The organism is Ramlibacter sp. G4-7, assembly GCF_057784995.1.
In genome coordinates this window covers 1-21947 of the sequence record NZ_JBYNTT010000033.1, presented here as the reverse complement: position 1 = coordinate 21947, position 21947 = coordinate 1, and the positions used below count along the sequence as shown (strand labels likewise).

20 protein-coding genes and 1 pseudogene are annotated in these 21947 nt (G+C 68.9%); 7 read left to right on the top strand and 14 right to left on the bottom strand.

Going from position 1 to position 21947, the window contains the following annotated elements; translation table 11 throughout:
• Positions 1-114: 114 nt before the first annotated feature.
• A complete protein-coding gene (locus AC3EGR_RS25260; protein ID WP_488549293.1) occupies positions 115-1188 on the bottom strand; it encodes an NAD/NADP octopine/nopaline dehydrogenase family protein in 1074 nt (357 codons plus the stop codon).
• A gap of 117 nt (positions 1189-1305) precedes the next feature.
• Between AC3EGR_RS25260 and AC3EGR_RS25255 the strand changes: the two genes are divergently transcribed.
• Positions 1306-1791 (top strand): MarR family winged helix-turn-helix transcriptional regulator, encoded by a 486-nt coding sequence (locus AC3EGR_RS25255; RefSeq protein WP_488549292.1) that lies wholly within the window; start codon positions 1306-1308, stop codon positions 1789-1791.
• A gap of 3 nt (positions 1792-1794) precedes the next feature.
• Here the strand turns inward: AC3EGR_RS25255 and AC3EGR_RS25250 are convergent, their stop codons facing one another.
• The 8 genes and pseudogenes from AC3EGR_RS25250 to dusA form a co-directional block, all read right to left on the bottom strand.
• A complete protein-coding gene (locus tag AC3EGR_RS25250; protein WP_488549291.1) occupies positions 1795-3339 on the bottom strand; it encodes an AMP-binding protein in 1545 nt (514 codons plus the stop codon).
• Positions 3336-4541 carry a thiolase family protein gene (locus AC3EGR_RS25245; RefSeq protein ID WP_488549290.1) on the bottom strand — a complete coding sequence of 402 codons (1206 nt, stop codon included), beginning with the start codon at positions 4539-4541 and terminating at the stop codon, positions 3336-3338. Before AC3EGR_RS25245 ends, AC3EGR_RS25250 begins: the two co-directional genes overlap by 4 nt.
• 76 nt (positions 4542-4617) lie before the next feature.
• Positions 4618-5796: an acyl-CoA dehydrogenase gene (locus AC3EGR_RS25240; RefSeq protein ID WP_488549289.1), complete on the bottom strand. Its 1179-nt coding sequence runs from the start codon at positions 5794-5796 to the stop codon at positions 4618-4620.
• 19 nt (positions 5797-5815) lie between these two features.
• On the bottom strand, positions 5816-6226 hold the full coding sequence (locus AC3EGR_RS25235; RefSeq protein WP_488549288.1) for a RidA family protein: 411 nt from the start codon (positions 6224-6226) through the stop codon (positions 5816-5818).
• Positions 6223-7365, bottom strand: coding sequence for an acyl-CoA dehydrogenase family protein (locus AC3EGR_RS25230; protein ID WP_488549287.1), 1143 nt, complete (start codon positions 7363-7365; stop codon positions 6223-6225). Before AC3EGR_RS25230 ends, AC3EGR_RS25235 begins: the two co-directional genes overlap by 4 nt.
• Positions 7366-7429: 64 nt before the next feature.
• The gene (locus AC3EGR_RS25225; protein WP_488549286.1) at positions 7430-8290 is read right to left on the bottom strand and encodes an enoyl-CoA hydratase family protein; all 861 of its coding nucleotides are present in this window, start codon (positions 8288-8290) and stop codon (positions 7430-7432) included.
• The gene (locus tag AC3EGR_RS25220) at positions 8274-10613 is read right to left on the bottom strand and encodes a bifunctional salicylyl-CoA 5-hydroxylase/oxidoreductase (protein ID WP_488549285.1); all 2340 of its coding nucleotides are present in this window, start codon (positions 10611-10613) and stop codon (positions 8274-8276) included. Before AC3EGR_RS25220 ends, AC3EGR_RS25225 begins: the two co-directional genes overlap by 17 nt.
• A gap of 93 nt (positions 10614-10706) precedes the next feature.
• Positions 10707-11750: pseudogene (gene dusA, locus AC3EGR_RS25215) on the bottom strand (tRNA dihydrouridine(20/20a) synthase DusA); the annotation flags it as partial.
• Between the two features lie 196 nt (positions 11751-11946).
• On the opposite strand from dusA, the gene AC3EGR_RS25210 reads away from it, so the two are divergent.
• The 3 genes from AC3EGR_RS25210 (at position 11947) to AC3EGR_RS25200 (ending at position 14085) form a co-directional block, all read left to right on the top strand.
• The gene (locus tag AC3EGR_RS25210) at positions 11947-13059 is read left to right on the top strand and encodes a 2OG-Fe(II) oxygenase (protein ID WP_488549284.1); all 1113 of its coding nucleotides are present in this window, start codon (positions 11947-11949) and stop codon (positions 13057-13059) included.
• A 106-nt stretch (positions 13060-13165) separates the two neighbouring features.
• Entirely contained in the window at positions 13166-13570 is a 405-nt protein-coding gene (locus AC3EGR_RS25205) for an RNA-binding protein (RefSeq protein ID WP_488549283.1), read from the top strand.
• Positions 13571-13671: 101 nt separating this feature from the next.
• A complete protein-coding gene (locus AC3EGR_RS25200; protein WP_488549282.1) occupies positions 13672-14085 on the top strand; it encodes a hypothetical protein in 414 nt (137 codons plus the stop codon).
• A 63-nt stretch (positions 14086-14148) separates the two neighbouring features.
• Here AC3EGR_RS25200 and phbB read toward each other — a convergent pair whose 3' ends face one another.
• The 3 genes from phbB to phaC all read right to left on the bottom strand — a co-directional run bounded on the left by phbB (position 14149) and on the right by phaC (position 17864).
• Positions 14149-14886 carry an acetoacetyl-CoA reductase gene (phbB, locus tag AC3EGR_RS25195; protein WP_488549281.1) on the bottom strand — a complete coding sequence of 246 codons (738 nt, stop codon included), beginning with the start codon at positions 14884-14886 and terminating at the stop codon, positions 14149-14151.
• A gap of 39 nt (positions 14887-14925) precedes the next feature.
• The gene (locus AC3EGR_RS25190) at positions 14926-16107 is read right to left on the bottom strand and encodes an acetyl-CoA C-acetyltransferase (protein ID WP_488549280.1); all 1182 of its coding nucleotides are present in this window, start codon (positions 16105-16107) and stop codon (positions 14926-14928) included.
• A gap of 80 nt (positions 16108-16187) precedes the next feature.
• Positions 16188-17864: a class I poly(R)-hydroxyalkanoic acid synthase gene (gene phaC / locus AC3EGR_RS25185; protein ID WP_488549279.1), complete on the bottom strand. Its 1677-nt coding sequence runs from the start codon at positions 17862-17864 to the stop codon at positions 16188-16190.
• 87 nt (positions 17865-17951) lie between these two features.
• On the opposite strand from phaC, the gene AC3EGR_RS25180 reads away from it, so the two are divergent.
• Complete coding sequence (locus AC3EGR_RS25180; protein WP_488549278.1) at positions 17952-18218, top strand: hypothetical protein; 267 nt, start codon at positions 17952-17954, stop codon at positions 18216-18218.
• Here AC3EGR_RS25180 and pgeF read toward each other — a convergent pair.
• Both pgeF and maiA read right to left on the bottom strand, forming a co-directional pair.
• Positions 18150-18881 (bottom strand): peptidoglycan editing factor PgeF, encoded by a 732-nt coding sequence (pgeF, locus tag AC3EGR_RS25175; RefSeq protein WP_488549277.1) that lies wholly within the window; start codon positions 18879-18881, stop codon positions 18150-18152. The two genes, AC3EGR_RS25180 and pgeF, sit on opposite strands and share 69 nt — an antisense overlap.
• 4 nt (positions 18882-18885) lie before the next feature.
• Positions 18886-19527, bottom strand: a complete 642-nt coding sequence (gene maiA / locus AC3EGR_RS25170) for a maleylacetoacetate isomerase (protein ID WP_488549276.1) — start codon at positions 19525-19527, stop codon at positions 18886-18888.
• Between the two features lie 58 nt (positions 19528-19585).
• Here maiA and AC3EGR_RS25165 point away from each other — a divergent pair, with 58 nt between their 5' ends.
• Both AC3EGR_RS25165 and AC3EGR_RS25160 read left to right on the top strand, forming a co-directional pair.
• The gene (locus AC3EGR_RS25165) at positions 19586-20530 is read left to right on the top strand and encodes an alpha/beta hydrolase (protein WP_488549275.1); all 945 of its coding nucleotides are present in this window, start codon (positions 19586-19588) and stop codon (positions 20528-20530) included.
• Complete coding sequence (locus tag AC3EGR_RS25160) at positions 20527-21900, top strand: Rieske 2Fe-2S domain-containing protein (RefSeq protein WP_488549274.1); 1374 nt, start codon at positions 20527-20529, stop codon at positions 21898-21900. Before AC3EGR_RS25165 ends, AC3EGR_RS25160 begins: the two co-directional genes overlap by 4 nt.
• The last annotated feature ends 47 nt before the right edge of the window (positions 21901-21947 follow it).

Here is a 21947-nt window from a genome sequence, read left to right as displayed (position 1 = left end):
CGCTTGGCTGCGCGTCATCTGGCGCGCTTGGAGAGACCGCCAGCCATACGACGTCCAGCGTCACACAGGCGCCATGTTGCAGCTCGCCGCAGCAGGGGGTTGACACAGGGTGTCTCATTCGCCCTCGTGCAGCAGTTGCTGCAGCGCCGCGCGGTCGAGCTTGTGCAGGCCCAGGCCTTCCAGCGTGCGTGGGCCCTGGCGCAGGTCGCGGCCTTGCCAGCCGCCGGCGATGGCCAGCAGGCCTTGCGCGATCGGCGCATCGGCGCCGACCCAGCGCGCGACCGAGGCCAGGAAGGCCAGGCCCAGCTCGGTGTCTTCCTTCACGTAGCGGTGCGTGTGCAGGTCGATGTGCTCGCGCCAGTCGCCGGACTTCACCAGCTTCTTGTGGGCGTCGCCGTACATCCACTGGTCGTTGTTGTAGTGGTCGGACAGGGGATAGTGCGGCGCGCCATAGCCCAGCGCCTCGCGCACGGCCACGCGCTCCAGGTCCAGGCGATCGGTGACCGCGCGCACGCAAGGCTGGGTGCCTTCGTTGTGGATGTCCCAGCGCTCGAAGTGCTGCAGCGGCGCCGCGTTCATGACGATCAGCGGCGGATGGATGATCGGGCCGGCGTTCATCAGCGCGCCGGACAGCGCGTCACCGCAGCCATGCACGCTGGGATAGGCCTCGCGGATCACGGCCAGCGCATGTTCCGACTTGCGTGCCGGATACACGCCGGTGGGCAGCCGCACCGCGCGGATGGTCACGTTCACCTCGCGCTCGCCGTGCTTGCGCGCCAGGTAGGGCAGCGTGCCGGTCTCGGCCCAGGCCACGTCGGCGCGGTTGCCGGCCTGGCGCACGATGCGCGCCATCACGAAGCTGCCGAAGGTGCCCGGCGGCAGGAACACGACCTGGCCGTCCTGCAGGTGGGGCGCCATGGCGCGGGCGATGTCTTCCTGTGCGATGGCCGGCGAGGGCAGCACGATGAGCTGCGCGCCTGCCAGCGCCTGCCCGATGTCGGCCGTGGCGCGGGCGATCTTCACCGGGCGCGGCCCGTCGGCGTCCTTCAGGACGATGCTGCCCGTGTCGATGACGGGTTTCAGCGCGGCGGCGTCGCGGCGCCACAGGCGAACTTCGTGTCCGGCTTCGGACAGGTCGGCGGCGGCGGCGTAGCAGCCGTGGCCGCCGCCCAGGATGGCGATCTTCATCTCGGTGGTTTCTCCTGTGATGCGGCGACCCCATGGCAGCCCGCTTGCGCATGTACATTACTTTTCATATATTGAGCTGTCAAGAACTCTGGGGTCGGGAGAAACGACAATGCAGTCATGAGCAAACGGGGCAAGCCCACGGAGGCCGCGTTCGTCGACGACTACCTGCCGGCCCTGCTCGCGCAGGCCAGCCACCTGATCTCCGGCGAGTTCCACCGCATCGTGACGGCCAAGGGCTTCACGGTCTCGGACTGGCGCGTGCTCGCGAGCCTGGACGGCGCGGAGCCGATGAGCATAGGCGCGCTGGCGCGCCTGACGACCATGAAGCAGCCGACCCTCACGCGGGTGGTCGACCGACTGCAGGCGCGCGGCCACGTGCGCCGCATCGCCCACGAGAGCGACCGGCGCATCACCCTGATCCAGATCACGCCGGGCGGCGACAAGCTGGTGGCGGGACTGATCGACATGGCCAAGGAGCACGAGCACCGGGTGCTGGAACCCTTCGGCCTGGCCCGCTCCAACGAGCTGAAGAAGACGCTCAAGCAGATGATCGAAATGCACGCCGGGCTGGCGCAGGACGCCGGCGAAGACGACGAGGAGTGAGCTTCAGGCGGCCACGCGCGCCTTGAGCACTTTCTTGTCCGTCTTGTTCACGCTGGTCTTTGGCAGCGCATCCAGCGCTTCGATGCGAGCCGGCACCTTGTAGCGCGCGAGCTGCTGCGCGCAGAAGGCTTTGAGCGCTTCCTCGTCGAAAACACGGCCCGGGCGCAGCACCACGAAGGCGCGCAGGATCTCGCCGCGGTACGCGTCGGGCTGGCCCACGACCGCGGCCTCGGCCACGTCGGGATGCGTGAACAGCACCTCTTCCACCTCGCGCGGGTAGACGTTGTAGCCGCCGACGATGACCAGGTCCTTCTTACGGTCGCGGATGTACAGGTAGCCGTCCGCGTCGAACTCGCCGATGTCGCCCGTGTACAGCCAGCCCTCGCGCAGCGCCTCCGCCGTCTCGGCCGGCAGGTTGAGGTAGCCGCGCATGATCTGCGGCCCCCGCGCGCGGATCTCGCCGCGCTCGCCCGCGGGCAGCACGCGCGTGCCCTGCTCCAGGTCCACGACCTGCAGTTCGGTGCCGGCGACGGCGATGCCGACGGAGCCGACCTTCACCGGGCCGGCCGCGGGATTGAAGCTCAGCACCGGCCCCGCCTCGGTCTGGCCGTAGCCTTCGTAAATGGGAGCCCCGCTGGCGGCCTGCCAGCGCTCCAGCGTCTCGCGCGGGAGCGCCGCCGAGCCGGAGTAGCAGGTGTGCACGCGCGACCAGTCCGTGCGCGCGAAGGCGGCGTGCTGCATGAGGCCGGTGAAGATGGTCGGGCTGCCGGGGAAGATGGTGATGCGTTCGCGCGCGATCGCCTCGAGCAGGCGCTCCGGGTGGTAGCCGGGCTGCACCACCAGCGCCGCGCCCGCGTGGCCGCACAGGAACAGGCCCATCGCCATCGCATAGGAGTGGAACAAGGGCATCACGCACAGCACGCGCTCGCGCCCGCGGGCCACCGGCAGCAGGCTCTCGCGCTGGCTGACGTTGGTGCTCAGCGCGGCGTGCGTGAGGATCACACCCTTGGGAAAGCCGGAGGAGCCGCCCGTGTATTGCAGCAGGCCGGCATCCCCGCCGTCCGGCAGCCACGCCGGCGGGATCGCCAGCGCTGGGTCCTGCCGCCAGGCCGCCAGGTGCGCGTCGAGCTGCGAAGCGCGCAGCACGGTACAGGACGGAATTTCCGCAAGCAGGGCTTCGATCTTCGGCGCCAGCGCGTCGTCCACGAGCAGCAGCCGCGGCGCCGCATCGCGCACCATGTAGTGCAGCTCGCGCGCCGTGTAGAGCGGATTGAGCGGCACCAGTTGCGCACCGGCCGCGGCGACGGCGTACGGTGCAGCGCAGGCCAGCAGCGAGTTCGGCAAGACAGTCGCGACCCGCGTCCCCGGCGCGCCCTGCGCGCGCAGCAGCGCCGCCAGCCCGGCGACGATGCGCCGCAGGCCGTCGTAGGTCCAGCGCGTGTCGCCAAGGACCACGGCCTCGTGGGCCGGGAAAGCCGCCGCCGTGTCCGCCAGCATCGCGACGATGCTGGCGTGCACCCGTCCCGCGAGTGCGGGTGCCGCGCTCATCGCGCGCCGTCCACCTTCAGGACCACGCTCATCGCCGTGTCGCCGGCGGCGCAGCCGGTGAACAGGCCGATGCCGCCGCCGTCCTGCACCATCTCCTCGACCAGCTCGATCACGCTGCGCAAGCCCGTGGGCCCCTGTGGATGGCCCCAGACCAGCGAGCAGCCGTAGCGGTTGATGCGCTCGATCGCAAAGCCCATCTCGCGCGACAGCACGATGTCATTGACGACGAAGGGGTTGTGCGTCTTCACGTGCGTGACCCGCTCGGCCGCCAGGCCTGCCTGCCGCAGCGCCGCGCGTGCTGCCGGCACCGGTGCCAGCGGCATGTGCGCCTTCTCCACCCGCGCCTGCCCGAAGGCCAGCAGCTCGATGGAAATCTCCGGCCGGGTGGACAGCGCCCTGGCCTGCTCGCGCGAGCACACGAACATCGCCGCGTGGCCGTCGGCCGGATGCGTCTGCCCGCCGTAGGTGATGGTGCCGCCGGGCACGACAGGCTCCAGCTTCGCCAGCCCTTCCCGTGTCGTGGCATGCACGCCCTCGTCGCCTTCGAGCCGGGCGACGGTCTTGCGCAAGCGCGCATCCGGCACCTCGAAAGGCAGCCGCATGTAGCGGCGCTGGAAGGCGTGGTCGTGCGCCAGCGCATCCTGGTACTGCGCATAGCGCAGCAGCGTGACCTCGTTCTGCTCGGCACCCGTGATGCCGTGCTTGCGCGCCGCGTTCTCGCCGGTCTGGACCATCGCGACCTTCGCGAACGGGTCCTCGCGGAAATTGTCCAGCACCCAGTTCTCCTGGCGGCCGCTGCCGCCCGGGCCTTGCGGGTCCGGGTAATAGAGCTGCGGCCCGTTGCTCACGCGGTCCGCCGTGAGCACGAAGGCACAGGAGGCACGGCCCGCATTCACCTCGTCGGCCGCCATCGCGAGGCAGCGCGCCGAGGTCGCGCACGCCTGTGCGACGGAAGGCCCGCCCACCCCTTCGAAACCCATGAGGCCCATGGCCCAGGGCAGGCCGTAGAAGCAGCCCTGCTGCGGGACGGTGAGTCCCAGCACGCCGTGGTCGATGGGTGCCTGCTGCAGCCCGCGCGCCGCGATCTCGCGGCGGCTGTTCCAGGCTGCGAACTCCAGGCTGTGCAGGTGGGCCAGGGACCCCTGCCAGCGGGCGAAGGGCGTGGACCAGTATTGGCCGTAGGGGATGAAGGCGGAAGACATGGGCGATGTGGTCCGTGCGATGGAGCGGAGTGCCCCCACCCCCACCCTCCCCCGCAGGGGAGGGCCAGGGGACCGGTCAGAACGCGGCGATGCCGGTCTGTGCGCGGCCGAGGATCAGGGCGTGGATGTCGTGCGTGCCTTCGTAGGTGTTCACGACTTCCAGGTTCACCAGGTGCCGGGCGACGCCGAACTCGTCGCTGATGCCATTGCCCCCCATCATGTCGCGCGCGACGCGGGCGATGTCCAGCGCCTTGCCGCAGGAGTTGCGCTTCATGATCGAGGTGATCTCGACCGAGGCCGTGCCTTCGTCCTTCATGCGGCCCAGGCGCAGGCAGCCCTGCAGGCCCAGCGTGATTTCGGTCTGCATGTCGGCCAGTTTCTTCTGCACCAGCTGGTTGGCGGCGAGCGGCTTGCCGAACTGCTTGCGGTCCAGGACGTACTGGCGGGCGCGGTGCCAGCAGTCCTCGGCCGCGCCCAGCGCGCCCCAGGCGATGCCGTAGCGGGCGGAGTTCAGGCAGGTGAAAGGACCTTTCAGGCCGCGCACCTCGGGGAAGGCGTTCTCCTCGGGGCAGAAGACCTCGTCCATCACGACCTCGCCGGTGATGGACGCGCGCAGGCCGACCTTGCCGTGGATGGCGGGTGCCGACAGGCCCTTCCAGCCCTTCTCCAGCACGAAGCCGCGAATCGCGCCCGCGTCGTCCTTGGCCCAGACCACGAACACGTCGGCGATCGGCGAGTTGGTGATCCACATCTTGGATCCGGTGAGCTTGTAGCCGCCGTCGACCTTGCGCGCACGGGTGATCATGCTGGCCGGGTCGGAGCCGTGGTTCGGCTCGGTCAGGCCGAAGCAGCCGATCCACTCGCCGCTGGCCAGCCTGGGCAGGTATTTCTGCTTGGTCTGCTCGTTGCCGAACTCGTTGATCGGCACCATCACCAGCGAGGACTGCACGGACATCATCGAGCGGTAGCCCGAATCGACGCGCTCCACTTCGCGCGCCACCAGGCCGTAGCACACGTAGTTCAGGCCGGCCCCGCCGTACTGCTCGGGGATGGTGGGGCCCAACAGGCCCAGCGAGCCCATCTCGCGGAAGATGGACACGTCCGTCTTCTCGTGGCGGAAGGCCTCCAGCACGCGGGTGGCCAGTTTCTCCTGGCAATAGGCGCGGGCCGCGTCGCGCACGGCGCGCTCGTCTTCGTTGATCTGCTGCTCCAGCAGGAGGGGGTCGTCCCAGTGGAAAGAGGCTTTGGCGGCCATGGCAACTCCAGGTTCAGAATCAGTCCGGCAGGACTGCAGTGCATTCGATCTCGACCTTGGCACGGTCCTCGATCAGGGCCTTCACCTCCACCGCGGTCATCGCGATGGTGTAGCTGCCGATGATCTCGCGAAAGGCCTGGCCCACCGCGCGGCCCGCAGCCAGGTATTCGCGCTTGTCGGTCACGTACCAGGTCATCCGGACGATATTCTCGCCGGTCCCGCCGGCGGCCTTGAGCACGTCGGCGACATTCTGCAGCGCCTGGCGCGCCTGGCCGCCGAAATCGTCGGTGTGGAAGCGCTGGTCGCCGTCCCAGCCGATCATGCCGGCGATGAACAGCTGGCGGCCTTGCGCCACCACGCCGTTCGCGTAGCCCTTGGGCCTGGCCCAGCCATCGGGCAGGATCGCCTGCGGCTTCGTAGCTTGGTTCATTCCTTCGACTCCTTGAGCAATTCGCGCGCGATGATCAGCTGCTGCACCTCGGTGGCGCCTTCGTAGATGCGCAGGCTGCGGATTTCCCGGTAAAGCTGTTCGACCGGCTCGCCGCTCCTGACGCCCAGGCCGCCGAACATCTGCACGGCGGCATCGATCACCTGCTGCGCCCCTTCGGTGGCGGCCATCTTGGCCATCGCCGCTTCCTTGGTGACCGTGCGGCCCTGGTCGCGCTGCCAGGCGGCGCGGTAGACCAGCAGCGCGGCGCTGTCGATCGTGGTCGCCATCTGCGCCAGCTTCGCCTGGGTGAGCTGGAAGTCGGCCAGCGTGCCGTTGAACATCTTGCGGGTGGTGGCGCGCTTGAGCGCTTCGTCCAGCGCGCGGCGGGCAAAGCCCAGTGCCGCCGCGGCGACGGAGGTGCGGAACACGTCCAGCGTGCGCATCGCCACCTTGAAGCCTTCGCCGGCGGCGCCGACGCGGTTGGCCAGCGGCACGCGGCAGTTCGTGAACTTCAGCCGGGCCAGCGGATGCGGGGCGATCACCTCGATGCGCTCGGCGATCTCGAAGCCGGGGGTGCCCGCCTCGACGATGAAGGCGGAAATGCCGCGCGCGCCCGGTGCCTCGCCGGTGCGGCAGAAGACCACGTAGAAGTCGGCGATGCCGCCGTTGGAGATCCAGGTCTTCTCGCCATCGAGCACGGCATGGTCACCGTCGATGCGCGCGGCACATTGCATGGCGGCGACGTCGGAGCCGGCGTCCGGCTCCGACAGCGCAAAGGCGGAGATCGCCTCGCCGCGCGCGACACGGGGCAGGTACTTCTCCTTCTGCGCCGGCGTGCCTTGCAGGCTGATCGCGCCCGAGCCCAGCCCCTGCATGGCGAAGGCGAAGTCCGCCAGGCCGTTGTGGCGGCCCAGGGTCTCGCGCAGGATGCAGATCGCGCGCGTGTCGATGCGGTCGCCGACGGCGTGCTGCAGCCAGCCGCCCTGCCCCAGCGTGCGCACGAGCTGCTTGCAGGCCGCGTCGACGTCGGGGCCGTGGATGTGGGCGACGTGCTCCGCCGCCCAGGCGTCGAGCTCGCGCGCGAGCGTGCGGTGGCGGTCCTCGAAGAACGGCCAGTCCAGGTAGGCGCGGTCGCTCATCTAGCAGCCCTCACCCCGGCCCTCTCCCAACGGGAGAGGGTGAGACATGTGCTTCGCATGCATTTCAGTTTCCCTCGAACTTCGGCTTCTGCTTGGCCACGAAGGCCTCGTACGCGCGCGTGAAGTCCTGCGTCAGCATGCACAGCGCCTGGGCCTGCGCCTCGGCTTCGATCGCCTGCTCGATGGTCATGGCCCACTCCTGGTGGAGCATGGTCTTGGTGATGCCGTTGGCGAAGCTGGGGCCTTCCGCCAGTTGGCGCGCGAGCGCCTGGGCGTCCTGCAGCAGGGCCTCGGGCGTGCACAGGCGGTTGAAGAAACCCCAGCGCTCGCCCTCCTCGCCGCCCAGCGCGCGGCCGGTGTACAGCAGTTCGCTGGCGCGGCCCTGGCCGATGATGCGCGGCAGCATGGCGCAGGCGCCCATGTCGCAGCCGGCGAGGCCCACGCGGTTGAACAGGAAGGCGGTCTTGCTGCGGGCCGTGCCGTAGCGCAGGTCCGAAGCCATCGCGACGATGGCGCCGGCGCCGGCACAGACGCCGTCGATGGCCGCCACGATGGGCTGCGGGCAGGCACGCATCATCTTGACCAGGTCACCGGTCATGCGGGTGAACATCAGCAGCTCCGGCGCCTTGAGCTTCACCAGCGGGCCGATGATCTCGTGCACGTCGCCACCCGAGCAGAAGTTGCCGCCGGCGCCCGTGACCACCACGGCGTGCACGTCGGTCGCGTATTTCAGCTGGCCGAACAGGTCGCGCAGTTCGGCATAGGAGTCGAAGGTCAGCGGGTTTTTCCGCTCGGGTCGGTTCAGCGTGACCGTGGCCACGCCCTCCTTCACTTCCCACAGGAAGTGCTCGGCGCGGTAGCCGGCCAGCTGCTTGCGGTTGCCGGCCACGAGGGCCGGGTCGATGCGGTCAGTTGAATCGCTCAATCTTCGTCTCCTGTTGTTGTGCCAGGGAGCGCTCGCGCTCCAGGTTGCGTTCCAGCTGCTGCTTGCCGGACAGGTATTGCCGGGGCCATTGCACGTCGTGGTAGCCGATCTTCGCCGCTTCCAGCAGCGCCCACGCCGGGTTGGCCAGGTGCGGGCGGGCCACGGCGCACAGGTCGGCGCGGCCGGCCGCAATGATGCTGTTGACGTGGTCGGCTTCCGAGATCGCCCCCACGGCCATCGTGGCGATGCCGGCTTCGTTGCGGATGCGGTCGGCGAACGGCGTCTGGTACATGCGGCCGTAGACCGGCTTCTGCTTCTTGCTGACCTGGCCCGAGCTGGTGTCGATCAGGTCGGCGCCGGCGGCCTTGAAGGCGCGGGCGATCTCCACCGCGTCGTCCGGCGTGATGCCGCCTTCCACCCAGTCGTGCGCGGAAATCCGCACCGACATCGGCCGCTCGGCCGGCCAGGCGGCGCGCATGGCGCGAAACACTTCCAGCGGGTAGCGCAGGCGGTTCTCCAGCGAGCCGCCGTAGTCGTCGGTGCGCTGGTTGGTCAGCGGCGAGATGAAGGCCGACAGCAGGTAGCCGTGCGCGCAGTGCAACTCCAGCCAGTCGAAGCCCGCTTCGGCGGCGTAGCGGGTGGCGCGCACGAAGTCTTCCCGCACGCGATCCATGTCGGCACGCGTCATGGGACTGGCCCAGTCGCTGACGCCGTCCAGGAACTGCTGCGGCGACGCGGAGAACAGCGGCCAGTTGCCGGATTCCAGCGGCTGGTCCTCGCCGCCCTCCCATGGCACGCGGGTGGACCCCTTGGGGCCGGCATGGCCTAGCTGCATGGCGATCTTCGCGTCGGAATTGGAATGGACGAAGTCGACGATGCGCTTCCAGCCATCGCGCTGCCGCTCGTTCCACAGGCCCGGGCAGCCGGGGGTGATGCGGGCGTCGGGCGAGGTGCAGGTCATCTCCGCCACCACCATGCCGGCGCCGCCCATGGCGCGCGCGCCCAGGTGCACCAGGTGGTAGTCGGCCGGCAGGCCGTCGACACAGGAGTACTGCGCCATCGGCGACACGACGATGCGGTTCTTCAGCGTCACGCCGCGCAGCTTGAACGGCGTGAACATCGGCGGGATCGGCTGCTGGTTCGCCGTGCGATGGGCGCCGGCGAGCGCTGCCATCCAGTCCTCGTAATCCTCCACGTAGTGCTTGTCGCGCAGGCGCAGGTTCTCGTGGCTGATGCGCTGGCTGCGCGTGAGCAGCGAATAGGCGAACTGCTGCGGCGGCAGGTTCACGTAGCGGTCCACGTTCTCGAACCACTCGGTGGAGTTGCGCGCCGCGTTCTGGATCTTCAGCACCTCCACGCTGCGCACCGCCTCGTAGTCGGCCAGCGCCTGCTTGAGGTCGCCGGGGTTGCGGCCTATGCAGCGCGCCAGCTCGATCGAATCCTCCAGCGCCAGCTTGGTGCCCGAGCCGACCGAGAAGTGCGCGGTGTGGGCGGCGTCGCCCATCAGGACCACCGGCGCGCGGCCGTTGTCGTGCGTCCAGGTCTTGCAGACCACGCGCGGGAACTTGATCCACTGGGCCGAGCCGCGCAGGTGCGAGGCGTTGGACATGAGGCGGTGGCCGTCGAGGTACCTGGCGAACAGCTCCTCGCAGAAGGCGATGGACTCCTCCTTCTCCATCTTGTCCATGCCGGCGGCCAGCCACACGTCCTCCGGCGTCTCGACGATGAAGGTGGAGGTGTCGCCGTCGAACTGGTAGGCATGCGCCTGGAACCAGCCCCAGGGCGTTTCCTCGAAGGCGAAGGTGAAGGCGTCGAACTTCTTGTGCGTGCCCAGCCAGACGAAGCGGCACTTGCGCACGTCGATGTCGGGCTGGTAGCTCGCGGCGTACTTGGTGCGGATGCGGCTGTTGAGGCCGTCGCTCGCGATCACCAGGTCGGCCTCGGGGTAGTCCTGGTCGCCCTGCGCATCGGTCTCGAACACCAGCTCGACGCCCAGTTCCTCGCAGCGGCGCTGCAGGATGTTGAGCAGGCGCTTGCGGCCGATGCCGCAGAAGCCGTGGCCGCCGGAGACCATGCGGTGGCCGCGGATGTTGACCTCGATGTCGTCCCAGTGGTTGAAGGCCCCGAGGATCTCGCCGGCGGTCTGCGCATCGGCCGCCTGCAGGTTGCCCAGCGTCTGGTCGGAGAACACCACGCCCCAGCCGAACGTGTCGTAGGGCTTGTTCCGCTCGACCACCCGGATCCGGTGCGAGGGATCCTGCTTCTTCATGAGGAGCGCGAAGTACAGGCCCGCTGGGCCGCCACCGATGCACACGATGTCCATGAGATGCTCCAGGCTTCGATATTTTAAGTTTAAAGCATTTGGGCGCCGAACCGCAAGCCCGGTTTCACGGCCGGGCTGGTCGCCCGTACGCCGTCAGCCGACCAGGTCTTCGGTGCGCAGCGCCACGCCGGCGTGCGCGAGCCGCATCACCTCGCGCGGCGGCTCGCCCTTGAGGCGATGGTCGCTCCACACCTGGCGCCAGCGCCGAGCGCCCGGCAGCCCGTTGTACAGGCCCATCATGTGGCGGGCAATGGAATGCCAGGGCGTGGCGCGTGCCGCATGTTCACGCTCCATGTACGCCACCATCGCCTCCTCCACCTGCTCGCGCCGCAGCCCGGAAGCGGGCTCGCCGTAGTACAGCGCGTCCCAGCGCGCCAGCCACCAGGGGTGGTGGTAGGCCTCGCGGCCGACCATCACGCCGTCCACCCGGTCCAGTTCCGCATGCACCACCGCATCGGCGGTGACGCCCCCGTTGATCGCGATCACGAGGGCGGGGAACTCCTGCTTCAGGCGGTGCACGAGCTCGTAGCGCAGCGGCGGGATCTCCCGGTTCTCCTTGGGCGACAGGCCCTTGAGCCACGCGTTGCGCGCATGGACCATGAAGACGCCGCAGCCGGCCTCGGCGACGGTCCCGACGAAGTCGCGCACGAACTCGTAGCTTTCCACCTTGTCGATGCCGATGCGGTGCTTCACCGTCACCGGGACCTCCACCGCATCGACCATGGCCTTGACGCAATCGGCCACCAGCCGTGGCTCGGACATGAGGCAGGCGCCGAAGGCGCCGCGCTGCACCCGCTCGCTGGGGCAGCCGCAGTTGAGGTTGATCTCGTCGTAGCCCCAGCGCGCGCCGAGTTTCGCCGCCTGCGCCAGGTCCGCCGGCTCGCTGCCTCCCAGTTGCAGGGCGACGGGGTGTTCGGTCTCGTCGAAATCGAGGTGCCGCGGCACGTCCCCGTGCAGCAGCGCGCCCGTCGTGACCATCTCCGTGTACAGCCGCGTGTGCCGGCTCATGAGCCGGTGGAAGTAGCGGCAGTGCCGGTCGGTCCAGTCCATCATCGGCGCGACGGACATCCGCCAGCCTCGTTTGTCGTTTCGTGGGTCCATGCGCGCCCTATTGTCTCGCGTCCGCGCACGGCTCCCCGGCGGCGCGCCGGGGCCGCAATCCCCCTGCGGCCTGGCAACAGGGGCGGGCGCAGGAGGCAACGGCGGCCAAGATCGAGCCGAAAAGAGCCGGCCGGCGGGTTTCTCCGCCGTTGCGCCTGCCTCCACCTCCTTGCTAGGATGGATCGACCGCAAGCGCTGCCTCGCGCCGGGCAGCTACGGACAGGAGGGGGCCGTGAGCGAATACGTCTACCGCAAGCTTTCGCTCGGGGAGCCCGCGCCCTGGTTCAAGCAGCGCAGCACGGTCAACCCGAACTTCGTGTTCGACACCGTCGGCGGACGCTACATCGTCCTGTGCTTCTTCGGCAGCGCGGGCGAAGAGCCCGCCCGGGAAGCACTGGAGTTCTGCCGCTCGCACGCTGCGCTGTTCAACGACGACCGCATCACGTACTTCGGCATCAGCACCGACCCCGAAGACGAGAGCAGCGGACGGCTCGAGGCGTGCTCGCCGGGCATGCGCCATTTCTGGGACTTCGACGGCTCGGTCAGCCGCCTGTACGGCGCGCTGCCCCTGGAAGGCCCGGGCCCCATGCGGCACAAGTGGGTCGTGCTCAATCCCGGCCTGCAGGTGGTGGCCGCGCTCCCGTTCAAGGAGGACGGCAGCGACCGGCGCGTCCTGGCCAGGTACCTCTCCCACCTCGCCCCCGTCTCCCACTACGGCGGCATCGAGATGCATGCGCCCATCATCATCCTGCCCGAAGTGTTCCCGCGGGAACTGTGCGAGCGCCTGATCGGCGAATACGAAACCGGGGGCGCCAGCCCGTCGGGGTTCATGCGCGACGTGGAGGGCAAGACGGTGGCCCTGCACGACGGGAACCACAAGCGAAGAAGCGACCACGTGCTGCAGGACGGCGAATTGATCAGGGCGGTGCAGGACCGGGTGGCCCGCACGGTCGTGCCGGTGATCAGCAAGGTGCACTGTTTCGAAGCGACGCGCATGGAGCGCTACATCGTCGGCTGCTACGACGCGGAATCCGGAGGGCACTTCGCCCGCCATCGGGACAACACCACCAAGGCCACCGCGCACCGACGCTTCGCCTTGTCCGTCAACCTGAACAACGACTTCGAAGGGGGCGAGCTGTGCTTTCCCGAGTACGGGACGCGCTGCTACAAGGTTCCGCGCGGCAGCGCCATCGTCTTCGCCGGGGCCCTGCTGCACATGGTGACGCCGGTGCGGCGCGGCCGCCGCTACGCCTTCCTTCCCTTCCTCTACGACAACGCGGCGGCCGCGCTGCGTGAAAAGAACACGCCGTTCGTGAGCGCCGAGCTCGCGGTCTACCGCGCCTAGGCCCGGCCTGTCCGCGACGCCCTACCCGCGCCTGCCGCGGCCGACTACAAGCCTGTCTCCGCCGCTGCGCTGCAATGGCGCAAGAATCTGCAGAGAAAGGACTCCCATGCGGCCATTTCAACTCGACTCGGGCATGACCACCATGCGCGGCACCTTCTACCCCACGGGCTGGATGGTGCTGATGTTCCCCGGCGAACAGCAGGCGCGCGATGCGGCCCAGCTACTGGCGCGTGAGGGGATCGCCGAGGACGCGATGATGTTCCTCACCCCGGCCGACGTGCAGCGGCACATCGTCAACGCGGTCGGCGACGACAAGATCGTGCCTTCCGCGGGCACCGAGGGCGACACCGCACGGCGCATCGCGGAGTTCGCCGCGCAGGGGCACCACGGCCTGATGGTGCACGTGCCGCACCAGGCGGACGCCGACCGCGTCACCGAACTGCTGAGGGACGCGCCCATCTCGTACGGACAGCGTTACCGCATGCTCGTCATCGAGGACATCGTCGCGTAAGCCGCGCAGCGCGTCTCCCCTCCCTAGATCAGGGTCTTTGGCTTGCCCCCGGCGCGGGCATGCCTATCCTACTTTAGACCTCGCCAACAGGGAGACAGCGCATGAAGAGCTTCAGCATCGACGCCGGCATGACCAACATGCGCGGCGTGTTCTATCCCACCGGACACATGGTCCTGATGTTGCCCACCGAACGCGATGCGCGACGGGCCTGCGAGCTGCTGCGCCACGACGGGGTCTGCGAGGACGACCTGTGCATCGCCCGGCCCGAGGAGTTCGAGCGGCAGATCAGCGACGCGATCGACGAATACGAGGACGTGCTGCTGCCTTCGATCGGCACCGAGGTGGAGACCGCGCGCCGCTTCCGGCACCTGGCGCACCAGGGCCACCACGCGCTGATCGTGCACGCCACGGCCGCCATGACCTCGGACCACGTGCTGGACGTGCTGCACGACCTTCCCATCAGCTACGGACAGCGCTACCGCTTCCTCGTCATCGAGGACATGGTCAGCGAGTGAGGCGAAAAAAAGGCTCCTGACGGAGCCTTGGTGTCCTGCGGTGGCGGCTGCGCCGCCATCCATTCAACCCATGTGCAGGCCGCCGTTGACCGAGAAGTCGGCGCCGGTGGTGTAGCCGCTTTCCTCGCCGGCCAGCCACGCGATGATGGAGGCGATCTCGCCCGGCTCGCCCAGGCGCTTGACGGGGATGGTGGCGACGATCTTGTCCAGCACGTCCTGGCGGATCGACTTGACCATATCCGTGCCGATGTAGCCCGGGCTGACGGTGTTGACCGTCACGCCCTTGTTGGCCAGTTCCTGCGCGAGCGCCATCGAGAAGCCGTGCATGCCGGCCTTGGCGGCGGAGTAGTTGGTCTGGCCCGCCTGGCCCTTCTCGCCGTTGACCGACGAGATGTTGATGATGCGGCCCCAGCCCTTTTCCACCATGTCGCCGACGACCTGCTTGGTCACGTTGAACATGGAGTTGAGGTTGGTCTCGATCACGCTGTCCCAGTCCTCGCGCGTCATCTTCAGGAACATGCGGTCGCGGGTGATGCCGGCGTTGTTGACCAGCACGTCGATGCTGCCGTGCTCCGCCTTGGCCTTGCCGAAGGCGGCGACCGTGGAGTCCCATTCGCCGACGTTGCCGACCGAGGCGTGGAAGGAATAGCCCAGCGCCTTCTGCTCGTCGAGCCACTTGTTGAAGTCGCGCGTGGGGCCGCAACCGGCGATGACCTTGAAGCCTTCCTTGTGCAGGCGTTGGCAGATGGCGGTGCCGATGCCGCCCATGCCGCCGGTGACATATGCCACTTTCTGAGCCATGTTCTTTCTCCAGGCAGTTAGGGTTTCATTCTGCGCGCGTCAGGCGCGCTCCACGGCAAGGGAAACTCCCATGCCGCCGCCGATGCACAGGGCCGCAACGCCCTTCTTCGCGTCACGGCGCTGCATCTCGTGCAGCAGCGTGACCAGGATGCGCGCGCCGGACGCACCGATCGGGTGCCCGATGGCGATGGCGCCGCCGTTCACGTTGACCTTGGCCGGGTCGATGTCCAGTGCCTTGTTGACGGCGCACGCTTGGGCGGCGAAGGCTTCGTTGAGCTCGAACAGGTCGACGTCGGAAGCCTTCCAGCCGGCGCGCTGCAGCGCCTTCTTGGTGGCCGACACCGGGCCCATGCCCATGACCTTGGGGTCCAGGCCGGTGGTGCCGAAGGCCTTGATCGTGGCCAGCGGCTTGAGGCCCAGCTCCTTGGCCTTCTTCGCGCTCATGACCACCACCGCCGCCGCGCCGTCGTTGAGGCCGGAGGCGTTGCCCGCGGTGACCGAGCCTGCCTTGTCGAAAGCGGGGCGCAGTCCAGCCAGCGCCTCGGCGCTCGTCTTCTTGTTGATGAACTCATCCGCGCTGAACTGGACCGGGTCGCCTTTCTTCTGCGGGATGGACACGGACACGATCTCGTCCTTGAACTTGCCCGCGTCCTGGGCGGCGGCGGCCTTCTGCTGGCTGCCCAGCGCCAGCGCATCCTGCGCGGCGCGGTCGATGCCCTGTTCCTTGGCGACGTTCTCGGCCGTCACGCCCATGTGGTACTGGTTGTAGACGTCCCAGAGGCCGTCCACGATCATCGTGTCCTGCATCTTCCAGTCGCCCATGCGCTGGCCGTCGCGCGAACCCATCAGCACGTGCGGCGCGGCGCTCATGTTCTCCTGGCCGCCGGCCACCACGATCTCGGCATCGCCCCAGGCCACGGCCTGCGCGGCGAGCATCACGGCCTTCAGGCCGGAGCCGCAGACGGCATTGATCGTGAGCCCCGGCACCTCCTTGGGCAGGCCGGCCTTCAGCAGCGCCTGGCGCGCCGGGTTCTGGCCGGCGCCGGCCGCCAGCACCTGGCCCATGATGACTTCGCCCACCTGCGCCGGGTCGACCTTGGCGCGCGCGAGCGCCTCCTTGATCACGATCGAGCCCAGTTCGGTGGCCGGGATCTTGGCGAGCGAGCCGCCGAACTTGCCGACGGGGGTGCGCACGGCGGAAACGATGACGATGTCTTCCATGATGAACTCCAAAGGACTGGGGACGAGGGTGATCTGTCGGGTGTCCCGCGCCCTCCGGGCGCGGGACGGGGTGGGAACGCTCAGGCCTTCGCCTTGACGTAGCGGCCGGGCGCCGGCTCGATGGCCTTGTACTTCGCGCCCTTGCCGTAGGTCTTGGGCGCGGGGATCTGCTTGCCGCCGTGCGGCTTGAGCCAGGCTGTCCAGTCGGTCCACCAGCTGCCGGGATGTTCCTTGCTGCCGGCCAGCCATTGCTCGTAGGTCGCGGGCAGCTTGTCGTTGGTCCAGTAGGAACGCTTGTTCTTCGAGGGCGGGTTGATCACGCCGGCGATGTGGCCCGAGGCGCCCATCACGAAGCGCTTCTTGCCGGGCAGGTGCTGCACCGAGGCATAGGCGCCGGGGGCCGGCACGATGTGGTCCTCGCGCGAGCCGTACAGGTACACCGGGATGTCCACCTTCGACAGGTCCACCTTTTCCCCGCACACCGTCACCTTGCCCGGCTTCACCAGGTTGTTCTCCAGGTAGGTGTTGCGCAGGTACCAGGCATACATGGGGCCCGGCAGGTTGGTGGAATCGCTGTTCCAGTACAGCAGGTCGAAGGGCGGCGGCGTCTCGCCCTTGAGGTAGTTGCCGACCACGTAGTTCCACACGAGGTCGTTCGGGCGCAGGAAGCTGAAGGTGGACGCGAGCTCCTTGCCCTTGAGCATGCCCTTGCTGCCCATGGTCCGCTCGCGGTACTGCACGGAGTGCTCGTCGATGAAGACGTCCAGCACGCCGGAATCGGAGAAGTCCAGCAGCGTGGTGAGGAAGGTGGCCGACTGCACGGGCTTTTTCTTGCGCGCGGCCAGCACGGACAGCGCGGTCCCCAGGAGCGTGCCGCCCACGCAGAACCCAAGTGCGTTGATCGTCTTGGCGCCCGTGATGTCCTGCACCGTTTCGATCGCGCGGATCACGCCATCGCCGATGTAGTCGTTCCAGCCCTTGTCCTCCATCGAGGCATCGGGGTTGCGCCAGCTCACGAGGAAGGTGCGGTGGCCCTGCTCCGACAGGTAACGCACGAGGGAGTTCTCGGGCTGCAGGTCGAGGATGTAGAACTTGTTGATGCAGGGCGGCACGACCAGGAACGGGCGCTCGTACACCTGCTTGGTGAGCGGCTTGTATTCGACCAGCTGGAACAGCTCGTTCTCGAACACCACCGCGCCTTCGGTGGTGGCGACGTTGCGGCCCACCTCGAACGCGCTCTCGTCCGTCATGGAAACGTGGCCCTGCTGCAGGTCGGCCAGCAGGTTCTGCATGCCGCGCGCGATGCTCTCGCCCTTGGTCTCGATCGCCTTCTGCTGCGCCTCGGCATTCAGCGCCATGAAGTTGCTCGGCGCCGAGGCGGCGAGCCACTGTTCGACGGCGAAGCGCAGGCGGGTCTTGACCTTGGGGTCGGCATCCGCCGCTTCGGCCAGCCCGAGCAAGGTGCGCGCGTTCAGGAGATAGACCGCGGCGGAGAACGCGGCGACCGGGTTGCGCGCCCAGGCATCACCGGCGAAGCGCTTGTCGCCCTTGGGTGCCTGGCCCAGGCCCTGGTTCCACAGCTCGCTCGCCTCGCGCACATAGGCCTGCTGCAGTTCGATCAGCTTGTCAGGCTGGAAGCTGAGGCTGGTCAGCGGGCCCGCGCCCTGCTGCATGGTTTGCACGGCTTGCGCCCACTGCTTGCCGATGCCGTCCTGGAACTGGCGGGCCTGCGCGGCCCAGTCCACGTCAGAATGCATGACGTTGTCTCCTATAGTCTTATTCGGGGTTTCCCGGAGTATCCCATTTTCAATGTTGCACCGCAACATTCAACGAAGCGCGGCAGCATGAATCTCGTCGTCGTCGGCTGGCTATACGTCGCGCTCATGATGGCCGTCGCCGAGGCCAATCACCCCAATGGCACACTTCTCGGTGCGGTCTTTACCTTCCTGCTCTACGGGGCCGGACCGGCGGCACTGATGTGGTACCTCCTCGGCCATGGCAAGCGGCGCGCGGCGCGGCAGCGCGCGGAGGCGCAGCAGCCCTCAGCCGCGCCAGATGCTCGCGGCGAAGCGCCCGCTGACGCGGTCCCGCCGGTGCGAAAAGAACCTTGAGGGATTGCTGACCGTGCACCAGGCGGCACTGCCGTCGTTGCCGTGGATCGCGCGCACGCCCAGTGCGGCAAGGCGGGTGCGGGCGAGTCCGGGAAGGTCGGCAAGGTACTTGCCTTGCGCGTGAGGACGGAACAGCGCGCCTGCCGCGGCGTCGTCGCTCACGAATGCCGCGCGCACCTCCGGCCCCACCTCGAAGGCCGCGGGACCGATGCAAGGCCCCAGCCAGGCGGACAGTTCGCCTGCGCCGCCCGCGGCCATCGCCGCATGCAAGGCTTCCAGCACGCCGCCGGCGAGGCCGCGCCAGCCGCAGTGGGCGGCACCCACGAACCGGCCCGCGCGGTCGCACACGAGCACGGGCAGGCAGTCGGCCACCATCATCGTGCACGCGATGCCGCGCTCGTCCGTCCAGCACGCATCCGCCTCGGTGCCGTCCGGCGCGTCCGCGTCCACGCGCACCACGCCGCGGCCGTGCACCTGCTTCAGGAAGACGGGCCGCGCACCGAGTTCCTGCGCATGACGGCGCCGGTTCTCCGCGACCGCCAGCGGATCGTCGCCCACATGGTCCCCCAGGTTCAAGGTGTCCCAGGGCGCGGCCGACACGCCGCCCGCACGCTCGCTGCACCACGAGCGCACGCCCGCGGGCAAGGGCCATTCGGGTCGCATCGCTTCAGGCCTCGTTGTCGGGGCAACTGGAAGGCTGCGCCTTCTGGAACGCCGGGTGCTGCATGCATGCATCGAAAGCGGCCATGGTCCGCGTCAGGCCGCTGAAATCGACGTCGAAGCGCTTGCCGTTGAAGACCTGCGGCACCAGGCAGCAGTCGGCGAGCGTGGGCGTGTTGCCGTAGCAATACGTGGAGGCCGGCAGGCGCTGCAGCTCCTTCTCGAACAGTTCCAGGCCCGAGCGCACCCAGTGGCGGTACCAGGCGTTCTTCGCCTCCTCGCTCACCTGCAGCTCGCGCACGAGGTACTTGAGCACGCGCAGGTTGTTCAGCGGATGGATCTCGCAGGCGATCAGCTGCGCCAGGGCGCGCACGTGGGCGCGGCCGAGGGCATCCCCCGGCAGCAGCGGCGGCTGCGGCTGCGTTTCGTCGAGGTACTCGATGATGGCCATCGACTGGCTCAGGAGCTCGCCGCCGTCCGTTTCCAGCGTCGGCACGAGCCCGGAGGCCGACACCGCGGCATAGCGCTCGCTCTTGTGCTCGCCCTTGACGAGGTGCACGGGAAGGTAGTCGTAGTCCAGGCCCTTGAGTTCCAGCGCGATGCGCACGCGGAAGGAAGCGGACGAGCGGAAATAGTTGTAGAGCTTCATGGTGGGAAGCATAAACAAGTCTCCCCTACACTGCGGCCAGAAAACCAAGGAGACAAGCATGCTGCATCCGCAGGCTCGCGCGCTGCTGCGCCTGATCGAGGAAAAGGGCGTGCCGGCCGTGCACACGCTCACGGCTGCGCAGGCCCGCGCCTATTACCTGGAGCGCCGCACCTTCACCCAGCCGGACCCGCCGGAGGTGGGCTCGGTGCGGGCCCTCGAGGCACCGGGACCGGCCGGCGCCATCCCGCTGCGCAGCTACCGGCCGTCCGGCGCCTCGCCCGAGGCGACGCTGCCGGTTCTGGTCTACTTCCACGGCGGCGGCTGGGTCATCGGTGACCTCGACACCCACGACGTGCTCTGCCGCCAGCTCGCGAACCAGGCGGCTTGCGCCGTCGTCGCCGTGGACTACCGCCTCGCGCCCGAACACCGCTTCCCGGCCGCGGCCGACGATGCGCTCGCCGCCACGCGCTGGGTGCACGCGAACGCCGCCGCGCTGAAGGTCGACCCGCGCCGCATCGCGGTCGGCGGCGACAGTGCAGGCGGCAACCTCGCCGCCGTGGTCGCACTCGCCGCGCGCGACGCGGGCGACCTGCCCATCGCCTTCCAGCTGCTGATCTATCCCGCGACCGACCAGCGCCGCGGCTGGCCCTCGCACACCAGCAACGCCGAGGGCTACCTGCTCACGCGCGACAGCATCCGCTACTACCACGACCACTACCTGGCCGCGGACGGTTCGCAGGACCTGGACTGGCGCGCCTCGCCCCTGCTGCATGCGGACCACGCCGGCCTGCCGCCCGCCTTCGTGCTCACCGCCGGCTACGACCCGCTGCGCGACGAAGGCCTGCAGTACGCGCACAAGCTCTCGGCGGCCGGGACGCGCGCGACGCAGGTCTGCTTCGAACGGCAGGTGCATGGCTTCGCCCTCATGGGCCGCGTGCTGGATGAAGCGAACGACGCGGTGCGGCTGTGCGCCGACCAGCTTCGGCAGGCCTTCGCCGCATGAAGGCCGAACAGAACGAACTGCTCACGCGCGTGGGCCCCGGCACGGCGTGCGGCGCCGTGCTGCGCCGCTACTGGCAACCCGTGGCGCTGCTCGACGAGTTCGATGCGCGGCTGGATCCGCGGATGGCGCAGCGGCCGGTGAAGGCGCTGCGCGTGCTGGGCCAGGACCTCGTGGTGTTCCGCGACGCCGGCGGCCGCTGGGGCCTCCTGGATCGCGACTGCCCCCACCGCGGCGCGGACCTCGCCTTCGGCCGCCACGAGGGCGACGGCCTGCGCTGCCCCTTCCACGGCTGGAAGTTCGACGCCACTGGCCGCTGCCTCGAAACCCCGGCGGAGCCCACCGGCAGCAAGCTGTGCGAACGAGTGCAGCAGCGCAGCTATCCGGTGCTGGAACGCAGCGGCGTCCTCTTCGCCTGGTTCGGCGAGGGGGCGCCGCCGCCTTTTCCGCAGGGCTTCGACTGCTTCGCCGCTCCCTCCACGCACACCTTCGCCTTCAAGGGCCTGTGGCACTGCAACTGGCTGCAGGCCTTCGAAGTGGGAATCGATCCGGCGCACCCTTCCTTCCTGCACCGTTTCCTGAACGACGATCCGCTGGACGCCGTGGGCGACAACGCCGCCGGCCGCCAGTTCCGCAGCGCCAGCGCCGGCGCGATCGCGGGCGAGAAGTGGCCCATGAGCCGCATCATGCGCGAGTTCCACCAGCCCGACATCTCCTTCGAGAACCGGCCCTGGGGCCTGCAGATCACGGCGCTGCGCGGCATGACGCAGGACCTCACGCACGTGCGCATCACGCAGGCGATCTTCCCGCATACCTTCGTGATCCCGCTGTCGGAGACGCTCACCATCACCCAGATGCACGTGCCGGTGGACGACGAGCACACCTACTGGTATTCCTTCTTCACCAGCTTCGCCGCTCCCGTGGACAAGGAAGCGATGCGCAGGCAGCGGCTGCAGTTCATCTCCCTGCCCGACTACATCCCGAAGTCCGGGCGCCACAACCACTGGGGCTTCGACGCGGACGAGCAGCGCAGCCGCACCTTCCTGGGCATGGGCGAGGAAGACATCAACGTGCACGACCAGTGGGCAGTGGAGAGCATGGGCGCCATCCAGGACCGCACGCGCGAGCACCTGGGCACCAGCGACAAGGTGATCATGGCCAACCGACGCCTGCTGCTCAAGGCGATCGAGTCCGTGCAGTCTGGCGCAACGGCGCCGGGGACGGCCGACGCCGGCCTCGCGCCGCAGATGCAAGGGCCCGACACCGTCGACGGCATCGCGCCTGCGGGTGCGTGGGCCGGCTGGTCCCAGGAGCGCATGCACGCCAAGCGCGCCGGCGCGCCCTGGGGCCGCGGCGCGCTCGCCGCCGCCTAGGCGCGCTCGGCGTGAGCAGCTTCGCGCGGCGCACCGGGCTGCACGAC

Bases quoted from the DNA above. Each gene is read 5' to 3' on its own strand.
- AC3EGR_RS25260 (WP_488549293.1), bottom strand. From the start codon at position 1,188: ATGAAGATCGCCATCCTGGGCGGCGGCCACGGCTGCTACGCCGCCGCC.
- AC3EGR_RS25255 (WP_488549292.1), top strand. From the start codon at position 1,306: ATGAGCAAACGGGGCAAGCCCACGGAGGCCGCGTTCGTCGACGACTAC.
- AC3EGR_RS25250 (WP_488549291.1), bottom strand. From the start codon at position 3,339: ATGAGCGCGGCACCCGCACTCGCGGGACGGGTGCACGCCAGCATCGTC.
- AC3EGR_RS25245 (WP_488549290.1), bottom strand. From the start codon at position 4,541: ATGTCTTCCGCCTTCATCCCCTACGGCCAATACTGGTCCACGCCCTTC.
- AC3EGR_RS25240 (WP_488549289.1), bottom strand. From the start codon at position 5,796: ATGGCCGCCAAAGCCTCTTTCCACTGGGACGACCCCCTCCTGCTGGAG.
- AC3EGR_RS25235 (WP_488549288.1), bottom strand. From the start codon at position 6,226: ATGAACCAAGCTACGAAGCCGCAGGCGATCCTGCCCGATGGCTGGGCC.
- AC3EGR_RS25230 (WP_488549287.1), bottom strand. From the start codon at position 7,365: ATGAGCGACCGCGCCTACCTGGACTGGCCGTTCTTCGAGGACCGCCAC.
- AC3EGR_RS25220 (WP_488549285.1), bottom strand. From the start codon at position 10,613: ATGGACATCGTGTGCATCGGTGGCGGCCCAGCGGGCCTGTACTTCGCG.
- AC3EGR_RS25205 (WP_488549283.1), top strand. From the start codon at position 13,166: ATGCGGCCATTTCAACTCGACTCGGGCATGACCACCATGCGCGGCACC.
- AC3EGR_RS25200 (WP_488549282.1), top strand. From the start codon at position 13,672: ATGAAGAGCTTCAGCATCGACGCCGGCATGACCAACATGCGCGGCGTG.
- phbB (WP_488549281.1), bottom strand. From the start codon at position 14,886: ATGGCTCAGAAAGTGGCATATGTCACCGGCGGCATGGGCGGCATCGGC.
- AC3EGR_RS25190 (WP_488549280.1), bottom strand. From the start codon at position 16,107: ATGGAAGACATCGTCATCGTTTCCGCCGTGCGCACCCCCGTCGGCAAG.
- phaC (WP_488549279.1), bottom strand. From the start codon at position 17,864: ATGCATTCTGACGTGGACTGGGCCGCGCAGGCCCGCCAGTTCCAGGAC.
- AC3EGR_RS25180 (WP_488549278.1), top strand. From the start codon at position 17,952: ATGAATCTCGTCGTCGTCGGCTGGCTATACGTCGCGCTCATGATGGCC.
- pgeF (WP_488549277.1), bottom strand. From the start codon at position 18,881: ATGCGACCCGAATGGCCCTTGCCCGCGGGCGTGCGCTCGTGGTGCAGC.
- maiA (WP_488549276.1), bottom strand. From the start codon at position 19,527: ATGAAGCTCTACAACTATTTCCGCTCGTCCGCTTCCTTCCGCGTGCGC.
- AC3EGR_RS25165 (WP_488549275.1), top strand. From the start codon at position 19,586: ATGCTGCATCCGCAGGCTCGCGCGCTGCTGCGCCTGATCGAGGAAAAG.
- AC3EGR_RS25160 (WP_488549274.1), top strand. From the start codon at position 20,527: ATGAAGGCCGAACAGAACGAACTGCTCACGCGCGTGGGCCCCGGCACG.